The organism is Streptomyces sp. SID14436 (genome assembly GCF_010548465.1).
Classification (GTDB): Bacteria; Actinomycetota; Actinomycetes; order Streptomycetales; family Streptomycetaceae; genus Streptomyces.
On the sequence record NZ_JAAGMD010000231.1, the window covers coordinates 1 to 13,165 of the forward strand.

The following is a 13,165-nucleotide window of genomic DNA, read 5'->3' on the forward strand; positions in this document are numbered from 1 at the left end:
CCGGCCCGCACCGGCCCCCACCGAGCCGCCGGCAGCGAGAACGCCGGCCCGGCACAGCCGACGAACCCGTCCCGTCGAACCCCGCCGGCAACCGGTCACGCGGCCGGCCCACGCGCGGCCCGGGTGGCTTCCGTATGCGGGCCGGGTGGGTTCCGTATACGGGCCGGGTGGCGACGGCCCACCGTCGCGGTCGGCCCGCCCGGTGCCACGGGGCGGACCTGCCGGGCGGGCCGCCGGGCGGCTTGGGACAATGCGGGAATGGGAAAGTCCAGGAACCCCGGGCGGCGGCAGGCGGCGGCCGAGGCCGTCACCGAGAGCGTCGACGGCGGGCTCGCCCAGCTCCTGCCCGACCGGGAGCGGCCCCGGGCCCGGACGCTGCTGATCGACGGCGCCCCGCAGTCGCACGTCGACCCGGACGACCCGCGGCACCTCTCCTTCGAGTACCAGCGCCGCTTCGGCCACGTCGTCGACCTCGTGGCCCCGCCCGGCAAGCCCCTGCACGCCGTGCACCTCGGGGGCGGCGCCTTCACCCTCGCCCGGTACGTCGCCGCGACCCGGCCGCGGTCCACCCAGCAGGTCGTCGAACGGGACGCCGCCCTGGTGCGGCTGGTGCGCAGGGAGCTGCCGCTGGACCCCAAGGCCCGCATCCGGGTGCGGTCGGTGGACGCCCGGGAAGGGCTCGCCAAGGTGCCCGACGGCTGGGCCGGGCTCGTCGTCACCGACGTCTTCAGCGGGACCCGCACACCCGCCCACCTCACCTCGACCGAGTTCCTCGACGACGTCCGCCGCGCCCTCGCCCCCGGCGGGACCTACGCCGTGAACCTCGCCGACGGGCCGCCGCTGACCCATCTGCGCGGCCAGATCGCCACCGCCGCCGCCCGGTTCGCCGAACTCGCCCTCATCGCGGACCCCGCCGTGCTGCGCGGCAAACGCTTCGGCAACGCCGTCCTCGTCGCCTCCGACGCGCCGCTGCCGATCGCCGAACTCACCCGCCGTGCCGCCTCAGACCCGCACCCCGCCCGGGTCCTGCACGGCAGGGAACTCACCGACCTCACCGGCGGGGCGCGCGCCGTGACCGATCTGGCGGCCGTCGCCTCGCCCGCCCCGCCCGCGTCCGTGTTCCGCTGAGCGGCGGGCGCGGGCCGGCGGTCAGTAGGTGCCGATCTCCACGCGCGGCGGACCGTCGTGCCAGGTGCAGAACACCGACACCCGGTCCGCGCCCGAGCTGAACTCCACCCGGATCCACGACTCCGTCTTCCACACCTGCATCGACCAGCCCGACCCGGGCGTCGCCGACACCAGGGACGCCGAGGCGGGGCCCAGGTCGAACACCGCCCGGCCGCCCTCGGTGTCGTAGCTCCTGACCCGGCCGGACGTGGCCGGCGCCGGGTCGCCGCCGGACGGCGCGGTGGTGGGGCCGGGGCGCCGCGAGGGCGGCGGGGACGACGGGCCGGGCGCCGACGACGGCTTCCCGCCGTCCGGTTCACTCTCGTCGGGCCGCTCGGGGCTCTTCGCGTCGGACGGCCGACGGGTGGAGGACGACACCGGCTTCGACTCCTCGGTGGCGTCGTCCGCCGCCGCCACGGGCAGCGCGCGCGGCGGGTCGTAGACCGTGCCCGCCATCACCGTGTGGACACCCCACCACGACAGCGTGACCGCCGCGCCCGTGGCGAGCAGCCAGGCCAGTACGTGTACGAGTCCTCTGCGCATCGTCGGCCCATACTGCCTCACCCGCCCCACGGGTGTCCCGCCTGTGGACGGTTCCGGAGTTGTCCACAGGCCCCCACCGGGCCCACCCGCATGGCGTACGGTGCCGCCCATGGCAAGTGTTCTCGTGGTCGAGGACGACCAGTTCGTACGCTCGGCGCTGATCCGGCACCTGACCGACGCCGCACACCTCGTGCGCAGTGTCGGGACGGCGCTGGAGGCGCTGCGCGAGGTCGCCCATTTCCGCTTCGACGTGGTCGTCCTGGACCTCGGGCTGCCCGATCTGGACGGCTCCGAGGCCCTGAAGATGCTGCGCGGGATCACGGACGTGCCGGTCATCGTCGCCACCGCCCGGGACGACGAGTCGGAGATCGTGCGGCTGTTGAACGCCGGGGCGGACGACTACCTCACCAAACCCTTCTCCGTGGAACACCTCTCCGCCCGGATGGCGGCGGTACTGCGCCGGGCCCGCGCCACCGGCGGCCAGGCCCCGTCGTCCACGGTGATCAGCGTCGGCGGGCTGACCGTCGACCCGCTGCGCCGCCAGGCCGAACTGGACGGCGCACCCCTGGACCTGACGCGGCGTGAGTTCGACCTGCTCGCCTTCCTCGCCGGCCGGCCCGGCGTCGTCGTCCCCCGCAAAGAGCTGCTCGCGGAGGTGTGGCAGCAGTCCTACGGCGACGACCAGACGATCGACGTCCACCTGTCCTGGCTGCGACGGAAGCTGGGGGAGACCGCGGCCCGGCCGCGCTACCTGCACACCCTGCGCGGGGTCGGCGTGAAGCTGGAACCGCCCGCCGCCGCACGGCCGTCGGACGGCACCCCCGGAGCGGAGCCACCGCGATGAGATGGGCCCTGGTGAAGGTGTCGCTGGCGGTGACCACGATGGTCGTCCTCGCCTTCGCCGTACCCCTCGGCCTGGTCATCCGGGAACTGGCCAGCGACCGTGCCTTCTCCCGGGCCGAGCGGGAGGCCGCCGCCGTCGCCCCGGCCCTGTCCATCACCACCGACCGCGACCAGCTCGAACGGGTCGTCGCCTCCGCCGGTTCGGACGCCGCGATGGCCGTCCACGTGCCCCTCGGCGGCGACGAGGAGGCCCTCCACATCGGGCGGCAGCGCGCCGCCGCCGAGGACATAGCCGCCGTGCGGAAACTGGGCCGGGCCTCCACCACCACGGTGACCGGCGGGTCCGCGCTGCTCCAGCCGGTCGCCCTCAGCTCCGGCGAGATCGCCGTGGTCGAGGTGTACGTGGCCGAGTCCGAGGTCACCAACGGGGTGGCCACCGCCTGGGCCGTGCTGGCGGGCGTCGGCGTCGCCCTGATCCTGGGCTCGGTGGCCGTCGCCGACCGGCTCGGCGTCCGGATGGTGCGGCCCGCCCAGCGGCTGGTGGAGGGCGCGCACGAACTGGGGGAGGGCAAGCTGGGTGCGCGGGTCCCCGAGGAGGGGCCGACCGAACTGCGGCTGGCCGCCGTCGCGTTCAACTCCATGGCCGACCAGGTCGTCCAGCTCCTCGCCAACGAGAGGGAGCTGGCGGCCGATCTGTCCCACCGGCTGCGCACCCCGCTGACCGTGCTGCGGCTCAACGCCGCCTCCCTGGGCGAGGGCCCCGCCGCCGAGCAGACCCGTGCCGCGGTCGAGCAGCTGGAGCGCGAGGTGGACACCATCATCCGCACGGCCCGCGACGCCAAACCGCAGACCGCGGCGGCCGGACCGGGCGCGGGCTGCGACGCCGCCGAGGTGGTCCGGGAACGGATGGCCTTCTGGTCCGCCCTCGCCGAGGACGAGGGCCGCAAGTGGCGGGTCGCCGGCGCCGACCGGCCGGTCCGCATCCCCGTCGCCCGCGCCGACCTCGCCGCCGCCCTCGACGCCCTGCTCGGCAACGTCTTCCGGCACACCGCGGAGGGCACCGCCTTCGCCGTCGACCTGCACAACGGGGAGGACGCCGTGATCGTACTGGTCTCCGACGCGGGCCCCGGCATACCCGACCCCGAGGCGGCGATCGCCCGGGGCCGCGGCTCGGGCAGCGACGGCTCCACGGGGCTCGGCCTGGACATCGTGCGCCGCCTCGCGGAGTCGACCGGCGGGGACGTCCGCATCGGTTCCTCGGTGCTCGGCGGGACCGAGGTGCGCATCTGGATCCAGCTCGACGGACGCGAGGCGGCACCCCGGCGGCGCGGCCACCGGGGCGGCGTGCGCCGCCGCGGCCCCGGCCGGCTGCTGCCCTCCCTCAAGCGCGCCCGAACCCCGGTCTGAGGGGCAGGGACCGTTCACCCGAGGCCGTCAGGGGGCCACGAATGCGGCCCGTTCCTGGATATCGCTCCCGGCCCGCCGTCGTCGCCGGCCCGCCCGGCAGGAAGACGGACCGCGGAGAGCACGCCGGGGGCCGTGGACAGCACACGCCGGGGGCCGTGGACAGCACACGGGGGTGCGGCACTCCCCTAGGGCACCGCACCCCCACGCCCCCCGTCCCGGAAGGGTCAGAACTGCTCCGGGTCCGGCAGCACACCCGTCCGGGCCGCGCGCCCGTACCAGAGCGCGCTGGACTTCGGGGTGCGCTGCTGGGTCGCGTAGTCGACGTACACCGCGCCGAAGCGCTTCTCGTAGCCGTACGCCCACTCGAAGTTGTCCAGCAGCGACCACAGGTAGTAGCCCCGCACATCCGCGCCGTCCGCGAGGGCCCGGTGGACCGCGGTCAGGTGGCCGTGCAGATACGCCACCCGCTCCGGGTCGTGCACCGTGCCGTCCGCCTCGGGCTTGTCGTCGTAGGCGGCGCCGTTCTCGCTGATGTACAGCGGCAGGCCGGGGGCCTCACGCGTGTACCGCATGATCAGCTCGTGCAGCCCGGTCGGGTCGACGGACCAGCCCATCTCCGTGCGCTCGCCCGGCGGCTGGTGGAACGTCACGTCGTCGGTGCCCGGCCAGGGCGAGTGCTCGCTCTCGCCGTGCCCGTCGGCGCGCGGGGCGGGCGCGGACGGGTCCGCCGCCGACACCAGGGTCGGCGTGTAGTAGTTGAGGCACAGGGCGTCCAGCGGCTGGTGGATCGTGTCCAGGTCGCCGTCCTCGATGCACGACCAGTCGGTGAGGGACGACGTCGCCTCCAGCAGCGTCTCCGGGTAGGCGCCGTGCAGGATCGGGCCGTGGAAGATACCGCTGGCCAGGTCGTCGATCTTCCGGGCCGCCGCCAGGTCCGCGGGCCGCTGGGTCAGCGGCCGGACGGCGGCGGAGTTGAGGCTGATCGCGATCGAGTTGCGGGCCGGCATCACCTCGCGCAGGGCCTTGGTGCCCAGGCCGTGCGCGAGGTTGAGGTGGTGGGCGGCCCGCAGCGAGGCCGCGGGGTCCGTGCGGCCGGGCGCGTGCACCCCGGAGGCGTAGCCGAGGAAGGCGCTGCACCACGGCTCGTTGAGGGTGATCCACTGCTCCACCCGGTCACCGAGCGCCTCGCCGACGATCTGCGCGTACTCGGCGAACCGGTAGGCGGTGTCGCGCTCGGGCCAGCCGCCCGCGTCCTCCAGCTCCTGCGGGAGGTCCCAGTGGTAGAGGGTGACGGCCGGGGCGATGTCGTGCTCGAGCAGTTCGTCGACCAGCCGGCGGTAGAAGTCCAGGCCGCGCTGCACGGCGGGGCCGCGCCCGGTCGGCTGCACCCGGGGCCAGGAGACGGAGAAGCGGTAGGCGGTCAGCCCCAGCTCCGCCATCAGCGCGACGTCCTCGCGGTAGCGGTGGTAGTGGTCGACGGCTATGTCACCGGTGTCCCCGCCGGCCGTCCGGCCCGGGGTGTGGCTGAAGGTGTCCCAGATGGACGGGGTCCGTCCGTCCTCCCGCACCGCACCCTCGATCTGGTACGCGGAGGTCGCCGCGCCCCAGAGGAAGACGGAAGGAAAGGCAACCGGGGTCACCGGCGTTGCGGAGTCAGGCATGGAAGCGCTCCCATTGTGGTCGTTGAGGACCGACGAGTCAGCGGACGAGGAGGAGGAAGGACGGGCAGGGCCGTACAGGACGGGCGTCGGACGGGAGGACGGAAGAAGGGGCGTCGGCCGGCGACGGGCTGCCCGGGACGGGGACGGGCCGGCCGGGCGGCCGGGGGCGTCAGCCCTTCACGGCACCCTGCATGATGCCGCCCACGATCTGCTTGCCGAAGATGGCGAACACGATCAGCAGCGGCAGCGTGCCCAGCAGCGCACCGGCCATGATCAGGGACTGGTCCGGGGTGTAGCCGCGGCCGAGTGCCGCCACCGCGACCTGCACGGTCGGGTTGCCGTGCTGGGTCAGCACCAGGAACGGCCACAGGAAGTCGTTCCACGTCTGCACGAACATCAGCATGCCGAGCACCGCCATCGCGGGCCGCGCGGCCGGGAAGACCACGTGCCACACCACGCGCCAGCTGCTCGCGCCGTCCACCCGGGCCGCCTCGATGATCTCGTCGGGCAGTGCCTGGATCAGGTACTGCCGCATGAAGAACACCCCGAAGGCGCTCACCATCGACGGGAAGATGACCGCCTGCAACTGGTCGGTCCAGTCCAGCTTCGCCACCATCATGTACAGCGGGATGATGCTGAGCTGCGGCGGCACCATCATGGTGCCGATGACGACCAGCATCAGCGCGCCCCGGCCCCGGAAGCGCAGCTTGGCGAAGGCGAACCCGGCGATCGTCGACAGCACGACGATGGTCACCGCCGAGATGCCCGCCACGATCGTGGTGTTGAGGAAGGCCTCACCCAGGTTGGCCTCGGTCCAGGCGATCTCCAGGTTCTTGAACAGGTTGGAGCCGAACCAGAACGGCGGCGGGGTCTGCGCCAGCCGCTGGTTGTCCCGGGAGGCGGCGATCGCGGTCCACACCAGCGGGAACAGCGACACCAGGGTGAACACGACCAGGATCGCGTAGGCGATCGGACCGCCGTGCAGCGTGCCGCCCGCGCGGGCGGACTTCGGCAGGCGCGAGCGCTTCTGCTCCTTGGCGGGTGAGGTCTCGGGGGGCGTCACAGTCGTCGTCACGGCCACACCTCCTTAACTGCTGGCGCGCAGCCGGCGCGAGATGACGTAGTTGATGATGCCGACGACGATCAGGATCGCGAACATCGTCCAGGCGATCGCCGAGGCCCGGCCCAGGTGCTGGTTCACCCAGCCCTGCTCGTACAGGTACAGGCCGAGCGTCTGGAACTGGTGCTCCGCGCCGCCGGACGCGCCCTTGTTGGCGTCGAACAGCAGCGGCTCGCCGAAGACCTGGCTGGCACCGATCGTGGAGACCACGACGGTGAAGAGGATCGTCGGGCGCAGCGAGGGCAGCGTGACGTGGAGGAACTGCTGCCAGCGGTTGGCGCCGTCCAGGGCCGCCGACTCGTACAGGTCCTGCGGGATGGCCTGCATCGCGGCCAGGTAGATCAGCGCGTTGTAGCCGGTCCAGCGCCAGATGATGATCGTGGAGACGGCGAACTGGGAGGGCCACTTGTCGCCCTGCCAGTCGACCGGGTCGATCCCGACGAGGTCGAGCCCCCAGTTGATCATGCCGTAGTCGCGCCCGAAGAGCAGCACGAACACCAGGGAGGCGGCGGCGATCGAGGTGGCGTACGGCGCGAGCATCGCGACCCGGTAGAAGGTCGAGGCGCGCAGCTTGTAGTTGAGGATGTGGGCGATGCCCATGGCCATCATCAGCTGCGGAACGGTGGAGATGATGCCGATGGTCAGCGTGTTCCGCGCCGCGTTCCAGAAGAAGTCGTCGTCGAAGATCCGGGTGTAGTTGCGCAGCCCCACCCAGTTCATGTCGGTGGGGGCGGTCAGCTCCACCTGGTGCAGCGAGGCCCAGCCGGTGTAGATCAGCGGGAACAGGCCGAAGGCGGCGAACAGCAGGAAGAACGGCGCGACGAACGCGTACGGGCTCCAGCGCCGGTCGCGCTGCCAGCGCCGCGAGAGCCGGTCGCGGCGCCGCTGTTCCTTGTCCGCCGGGGCGGGGCCCTTGCGGGGACGGCCCGGGGCCGCGCCCCCCTTGACGGGGGACGCGGCGGTGTCGGAGCGGGTGGCCATGCGGGTCACTTGTCCAGGTTGTTGTCGATGGTCTTGGTGGCCGTCTCCCAGGCCTCCTCGGCGGACTTGCCCTTGGTGACCAGGATGACGCCGTTGTCGCCCAGACCCTGGCCGATGATCTGGTCCTTCGGGCCGATGACCTGGACCGGGATCTGCTTCGCGGCCTCGGCGAAGATCTCACCGATGGGGGCGTCGCCGGTCATGTCGTTCTTGGCGCCGGTGACCGCGGGGCTGTCGTAGGCGCTCTGCGCGCTCGGGAAGCTGCCCTGCACCTCGAACAGCTTGGCCTGCTGCTCGGGGGCGGTCAGCCAGGCGACCAGCTTCTTGGCCTCGTCGACGTTCTTGCCGCTCTTGGGCACGGTCAGGAAGGAGCCGCCCCAGTTGCCGGACTTGGGCGCCACGGCGACGTCCCACTTGCCGGCGGCGTCGGGCTGCGACTTGCCCTTGATGTAGCCGAGCATCCAGGGCGGGCAGGAGATCGCGGCGAACTTGTTGTTGGCGATCGTCTGGTCCCAGGCGGGCTGGAACTGCGTCTGCGCGCCGACCAGTCCGTCCTCGGCGGCCTTCGCGGTCAGGTCGAAGGCGTTCTTCACGGCCGGGTTGGTCTTGTAGACGATCTCGCCGGACTTGTCGTAGAAGCGCTCCTCCTCACTGCTGAGGATGGCGTTGAGCAGGCCGCCGGGGGAGTCCATGAAGGTGGTGCCCTTGGGCGCCTTCTTCTTGTAGTCCTCGCCGACCTCGACCAGCTTCGCCCAGTCGCCGGCCCACAGCTTGCCGACCTCCTCGCGGTCGGTGGGCAGGCCGGCCTTCTCGAAGAGGTCCTTGCGGTAGCAGATCGCCATCGGGCCGATGTCGGTGCCGAGGCCGATGGTCGCGCCGTCCTTGGTGGTGGCCTGCTCCCACTTCCACTCGAGCCAGTCGGCCTTCTTCACGCCGGGCGCCTTGGAGAGGTCCTCCAGCTTGTCGGCCTGGGTGGCGACGATCTCCGCGATGTTGCCGACCTCGACGGCCTGGACGTCCTGCAGACCGCTGTTGGTGGTGAGGTGGTTGAGCAGGGCGGGGTAGTAGTTCTCGTTCCGCTCGATCACGTTCTCCGCGATCTTGATGCCGGGGTTCTGCTTCTCGTACTCGGCGTAGAGACCGGCTTCCTTGAAGCCCATGGTGCCGAACAGGCCCAGGGTGATCGTGGTCTTGCCCTTGCCCGACGAGGAGCCGGAGTCGTCGTCTCCGCCGTCGTCGGCACAGCCGGCCAGCAGCCCGGTGCCGAGCGACACCACGGCCGCGACGGCCACGGCCCGGCGGACCATGGGCCTGCCCCCGCTCGAGCGCAGCCGAGTGTGGGGGAGGGTACGTGCTCGCATTGCGTCCTCCTGTTGCCCTGACGTGCCGACCCCCCGGCCAACGGCGTTGTCGGTCCCGTTGTTGCGTGCTGCGGCTCGGGCGGGGAACGTGCGGGTTGTGTATGTGTCAGGTACTGTGGGAGCGCTCCCACAAGTGATGTGTTGAAGAGTCCCGGCTCGGGACGGGGGTGTCAAGGGAGCAGACACGGCAAAAAGCGTTCAGTTATCGGGCTGTTAACTGAAGCGGTCCGGGGCGCTGTCGGCCAACCCGAGGCCCGGCGGGGGCCCTTCCCGCGGCGGTCACGGTGCGGCTGCGGCCGCCTACGGGGCTGTTAGATTCCAGGCCGGGGAGACATTCGACGGAAGGCGGGGCCCGATGGCAAGCCACGGAGCGCGGGGCCGTAGCGGCGGCCGGCCCACCCTCGAAGAGGTGGCGGCGCGCGCCGGTGTCGGCCGGGGCACGGTGTCCCGGGTGATCAACGGCTCGCCCCGGGTCAGCGACGCCACCCGCGCCGCCGTCGAGGCGGCCGTCGCCGAGCTGGGGTACGTGCCGAACACCGCGGCCCGGGCGCTGGCCGCCAACCGCACCGACGCGATCGCGCTGGTGGTGCCCGAGCCGGAGACGCGTTTCTTCGCCGAGCCGTACTTCTCCGACATGCTGCGCGGGGTGGGCGCGGCCCTCGCGGACACCGAGATGCAGCTGCTGCTGATCTTCGCGGGCAGTGACCGGGAGCGGCAGCGCCTCGCCCAGTACCTGGCCGCCCACCGGGTCGACGGGGTGCTGCTGGTGTCGGTGCACGCCGACGACCCGCTGCCGGACATGCTGGCCCAGCTGGAGATCCCGGCGGTGATCAGCGGCCCGCGCTCCGCCACCGAGACGCTGACCTCGGTGGACTCGGACAACTACGGCGGCGCCCGGCAGGCCGTGGAGCACCTGATCGGCCGGGGCCGGCGGACCATAGCCCACATCACCGGCCGCCTCGACGTGTACGGCGCCCAGCGCCGCATCGACGGCTACCGCGACGCGCTGCGCGAGGCGGGCCATCCGCTGGACGATCTGCTGGTGGAGCCGGGCGACTTCTCCGAGGACGGCGGCCGGCGCGCGATGGCGGCCCTGCTGGAGCGCCGCCCCGATCTGGACGCGGTGTTCGCGGCCTCGGACGTGACCGCGGCGGGCGCCAGCCAGACCCTGCGCGAGGCGGGCCGCCGGATCCCGGACGACGTGGCCCTGGTCGGCTACGACGACTCCGCCATCGCCCGCCATCTGCACCCGCCGCTCACCAGTGTGCGCCAGCCCATCGAGGAGATGGGGCGGGCCATGATCGATCTTCTGCTGGCCGAGATCGCCGACCGGCGTCCGGCCGTCTCCCGCCGGATGGAGCCGCGCCATGTGGTGCTCGCCACGGAACTGGTGCCGCGGGCGTCCTCCTGAAACGGCTTCAGCCGGTGACTTCGTCGAAGTCACCGGCTGAAGACTCAGGGTGAGTGACGGGACTTGAACCCGCGACATCCTGGACCACAACCAGGTGCTCTACCAGCTGAGCTACACCCACCACGGCTGTCGGTCGGAAGTGGTGTCCTTCCCGACCGGCCGAGAAAGAGTCTACAGGGTCTTCAGGGGTGCTCGCGCCAGGGTTTGCGCCGGGGGCGGGTAACGCCCCTCACACGCTACTGAGCAGCCAGGACGTGCTTCGCCGCGATCTTCCGCGCGGTCTCCGAGTCGGGGCCGGGCTGGGGGACGAACACGGCCTCGCGGTAGTAGCGCAGTTCCGCGATGGACTCGCGGATGTCGGCGAGGGCGCGGTGGTTGCCGTTCTTCTCGGGGCTGTTGAAGTACGCCCTCGGGTACCAGCGGCGGGCCAGCTCCTTGATGCTGGACACGTCGACGATGCGGTAGTGCAGGTAGTCCTCCAGCGTCGGCATGTCGCGCAGCAGGAACCCCCGGTCGGTGCCCACGGAGTTGCCGCACAGCGGTGCCTTGCCGGGTTCCTTGACGTGTTCCCGGATGTACGCGAGGACCTGCTCCTCGGCGTCCTCCAGGGTCGTGCCGCCCGGCAGCTCCTCGAGCAGGCCGGACGCGGTGTGCATCGCGCGCACCACCTCCGGCATCGTCTCCAGGGCCCGGTCCGGCGGGCGGATGACGATGTCGACGCCCTCACCGAGGACGTTCAGTTCGGAGTCGGTGACGAGGGCGGCCACCTCGATGAGCGCGTCGTCCGACAGCGAGAGGCCGGTCATCTCGCAGTCGATCCACACCATGCGATCGTTCATGTGCCCAACCCTACGGGCAGCGGTGGCTCCGGGAACCGTGCGGTTCGGCCTCGCCCGTCGGGAGCGGGCGCCGTCGGCGCGGCCCGGTGGCGCACCGGCGCGTCCCCCTCACCCGTGGTGATCACCGCTCGGCCGGGCAGCCCGCGCCGGACGGCGGAAGGGGCCGGAGGCGATGCCTCCGGCCCCTTCCGCGTCGGGGTGCCGACCCCTTACGTCACGTCGCGCTCCGCTGCCCGGGGACGCTCGCCCGGGTGGGGACGTACGCCTCCCGGCCGCCCTCCGCCGAGGCCGCCAGGCCCAGAGCGCCGGCGGCCGCCGCGCGCCGGGACTGGTGCGGGACCGAGCCGTCCGGGTGCAGGCCGGCGGGTGCCGGCTGGCCCGGATGGTGGCCCGGGTGGCCCGCCTGCCCGGGCGGGTATCCGCCCTGGGTGTGCGGGCCGTCGTCGACGACCTGGTTCCGCTCGGCCTGCGGCCGCCGGGCCCGGTAGGCGGCCCTGTAGGCCGCCGGGGAGGAACCCAGCTGGCGCCGGAAGTGACCGCGCAGCGCCACCGGCGAGCGGAAGCCGCAGCGGCCGGCGACCTCGTCCACCGAGTAGTCCGACGTCTCCAGCAGGCGCTGCGCCTGCAGCACCCGCTGGGTGATCAGCCACTGCAGCGGCGCGCTCCCGGTCAGGGAGCGGAAACGGCGGTCGAACGTACGACGGCTCATGTACGCGCGGGCCGCCAGCGTCTCCACGTCGAACTGCTCGTGGAGGTGCTCCAGCGCCCAGGCGACGACCTCGGCGAGTGGGTCGGCGCCGATCTCCTCGGGTAAAGACCTGTCGAGGTAGCGCTCCTGACCGCCGGTCCTGCGCGGCGGGACCACCAGGCGGCGGGCCAGGGCCCCGGCCGCCTCGTTGCCGTGGTCCGTGCGCACGATGTGCAGGCACAGGTCGATGCCGGCCGCGGTGCCCGCCGACGTCAGCACGTCGCCGTCGTCGACGAAGAGTTCCCGCGGATCGACGTGCACCGACGGATAGCGTTTCGCGAGCGTCGGCGCGTACATCCAGTGGGTGGTCGCGGGCCTGCTGTCCAGCAGGCCCGCCGCCGCGAGGACGAAGGCGCCGGTGCACAGCCCGACGATCCGGGCGCCCTCCTCGTGGGCCCGGCGCAGCGCGTCGAGCGCCGCGTCGGGCGGTGGTGAGGTGATCGAACGCCAGGCCGGCACCACGACGGTGCCCGCCCGGGAGATCGCCTCCAGGCCATGTGGCGCGGTGAGTTCCAGGCCCCCTGTGGTCCGCAGCGGGCCGTCCTCGCCCCCGCACACCAACAGGCGGTAGCGCGGTACGCCGGCGTCCTGGCGGTCAACCCCGAACACCGACAGCGGTATGGAACTCTCGAAGATGGGGCCGCCGCTGAACAGCAGCACCGCGACGATCTCCTTGCGGCGGCGCCCGGCCAGTTTCCGGGCCGTGTCCGGCGTGGCAGTGGAGTCGTGGCTCATACTGCTAAGCCCCCCTCGGTGGTCGCGGCTCCTCGGTTGTGTCGCTCCTGCACGTTTCCCCTCGGTCCTGCACGAGTCCCCCGCCGTAGACAGTCAAGATCGAATCTACTGTGTCCCGTCGTGCACCGGTGGCCAGTTCGGCACCCGGCACATTGTCGACTTGGCAACTTGGCGTGAAGCATTCGATCACGAAGCGTTGCACTCGGGGAGGGTGTCGGGAAGTGCGCCTCGTCGCAGTGGCCAATCCCCGTAGGGTGCGCGCTCCCCCCGAGACCCTTTCCGTGCAGGTCGAACGGGGGTTGGGGGGTGGTCAGGACAGGAGATGCACGGGAACCGGAAGTTGGCTGAA

11 protein-coding genes and 1 tRNA gene are annotated in these 13,165 nt (G+C 72.4%); 4 read left to right on the plus strand and 8 right to left on the minus strand.

What is annotated here, in order from left to right; genetic code table 11:
- Positions 1-258 precede the first annotated feature (258 nt).
- Complete coding sequence (locus G3I53_RS08195; protein ID WP_164333758.1) at positions 259-1,128, plus strand: fused MFS/spermidine synthase; 870 nt, start codon at positions 259-261, stop codon at positions 1,126-1,128.
- 21 nt (positions 1,129-1,149) lie between these two features.
- On the opposite strand, the gene G3I53_RS08200 is transcribed toward G3I53_RS08195, so the two are convergent.
- Positions 1,150-1,710, minus strand: a complete 561-nt coding sequence (locus G3I53_RS08200; RefSeq protein ID WP_164438176.1) for a hypothetical protein — start codon at positions 1,708-1,710, stop codon at positions 1,150-1,152.
- 109 nt (positions 1,711-1,819) lie between these two features.
- On the opposite strand from G3I53_RS08200, the gene G3I53_RS08205 reads away from it, so the two are divergent.
- A complete protein-coding gene (locus G3I53_RS08205) occupies positions 1,820-2,554 on the plus strand; it encodes a response regulator transcription factor (protein ID WP_164438177.1) in 735 nt (244 codons plus the stop codon).
- Complete coding sequence (locus G3I53_RS08210) at positions 2,551-3,960, plus strand: HAMP domain-containing sensor histidine kinase (RefSeq protein WP_164438178.1); 1,410 nt, start codon at positions 2,551-2,553, stop codon at positions 3,958-3,960. The genes G3I53_RS08205 and G3I53_RS08210 overlap by 4 nt, the downstream gene beginning before the upstream one ends.
- 224 nt (positions 3,961-4,184) lie before the next feature.
- Here the strand turns inward: G3I53_RS08210 and G3I53_RS08215 are convergent, their stop codons facing one another.
- The 4 genes from G3I53_RS08215 to G3I53_RS08230 form a co-directional block, all read right to left on the minus strand.
- Entirely contained in the window at positions 4,185-5,621 is a 1,437-nt protein-coding gene (locus tag G3I53_RS08215; protein ID WP_164333903.1) for a GH1 family beta-glucosidase, read from the minus strand.
- Between the two features lie 169 nt (positions 5,622-5,790).
- Complete coding sequence (locus G3I53_RS08220; RefSeq protein ID WP_164333904.1) at positions 5,791-6,696, minus strand: carbohydrate ABC transporter permease; 906 nt, start codon at positions 6,694-6,696, stop codon at positions 5,791-5,793.
- A 12-nt stretch (positions 6,697-6,708) separates the two neighbouring features.
- Positions 6,709-7,722, minus strand: a complete 1,014-nt coding sequence (locus tag G3I53_RS08225) for a sugar ABC transporter permease (protein ID WP_164333908.1) — start codon at positions 7,720-7,722, stop codon at positions 6,709-6,711.
- 5 nt (positions 7,723-7,727) lie between these two features.
- Positions 7,728-9,083: an extracellular solute-binding protein gene (locus G3I53_RS08230; RefSeq protein WP_164333905.1), complete on the minus strand. Its 1,356-nt coding sequence runs from the start codon at positions 9,081-9,083 to the stop codon at positions 7,728-7,730.
- Between the two features lie 355 nt (positions 9,084-9,438).
- On the opposite strand from G3I53_RS08230, the gene G3I53_RS08235 reads away from it, so the two are divergent.
- Positions 9,439-10,494 (plus strand): LacI family DNA-binding transcriptional regulator, encoded by a 1,056-nt coding sequence (locus G3I53_RS08235; RefSeq protein ID WP_164333906.1) that lies wholly within the window; start codon positions 9,439-9,441, stop codon positions 10,492-10,494.
- 48 nt (positions 10,495-10,542) lie between these two features.
- Here G3I53_RS08235 and G3I53_RS08240 read toward each other — a convergent pair.
- From G3I53_RS08240 to G3I53_RS08250, 3 genes are all read right to left on the minus strand, one after another.
- Positions 10,543-10,615, minus strand: a tRNA-His gene (locus tag G3I53_RS08240).
- 115 nt (positions 10,616-10,730) lie between these two features.
- A complete protein-coding gene (gene orn, locus G3I53_RS08245) occupies positions 10,731-11,333 on the minus strand; it encodes an oligoribonuclease (protein ID WP_164333907.1) in 603 nt (200 codons plus the stop codon).
- A gap of 214 nt (positions 11,334-11,547) precedes the next feature.
- Positions 11,548-12,816 (minus strand): helix-turn-helix domain-containing protein, encoded by a 1,269-nt coding sequence (locus tag G3I53_RS08250; RefSeq protein ID WP_164438179.1) that lies wholly within the window; start codon positions 12,814-12,816, stop codon positions 11,548-11,550.
- Between the last annotated feature and the right edge of the window lie 349 nt (positions 12,817-13,165).

Bases quoted from the DNA above. Each gene is read 5' to 3' on its own strand.
- G3I53_RS08230 (WP_164333905.1), bottom strand. From the start codon at position 9,083: ATGCGAGCACGTACCCTCCCCCACACTCGGCTGCGCTCGAGCGGGGGC.
- G3I53_RS08210 (WP_164438178.1), top strand. From the start codon at position 2,551: ATGAGATGGGCCCTGGTGAAGGTGTCGCTGGCGGTGACCACGATGGTC.
- orn (WP_164333907.1), bottom strand. From the start codon at position 11,333: ATGAACGATCGCATGGTGTGGATCGACTGCGAGATGACCGGCCTCTCG.
- G3I53_RS08215 (WP_164333903.1), bottom strand. From the start codon at position 5,621: ATGCCTGACTCCGCAACGCCGGTGACCCCGGTTGCCTTTCCTTCCGTC.
- G3I53_RS08235 (WP_164333906.1), top strand. From the start codon at position 9,439: ATGGCAAGCCACGGAGCGCGGGGCCGTAGCGGCGGCCGGCCCACCCTC.
- G3I53_RS08250 (WP_164438179.1), bottom strand. From the start codon at position 12,816: ATGAGCCACGACTCCACTGCCACGCCGGACACGGCCCGGAAACTGGCC.
- G3I53_RS08195 (WP_164333758.1), top strand. From the start codon at position 259: ATGGGAAAGTCCAGGAACCCCGGGCGGCGGCAGGCGGCGGCCGAGGCC.
- G3I53_RS08200 (WP_164438176.1), bottom strand. From the start codon at position 1,710: ATGCGCAGAGGACTCGTACACGTACTGGCCTGGCTGCTCGCCACGGGC.
- G3I53_RS08205 (WP_164438177.1), top strand. From the start codon at position 1,820: ATGGCAAGTGTTCTCGTGGTCGAGGACGACCAGTTCGTACGCTCGGCG.
- G3I53_RS08225 (WP_164333908.1), bottom strand. From the start codon at position 7,722: ATGGCCACCCGCTCCGACACCGCCGCGTCCCCCGTCAAGGGGGGCGCG.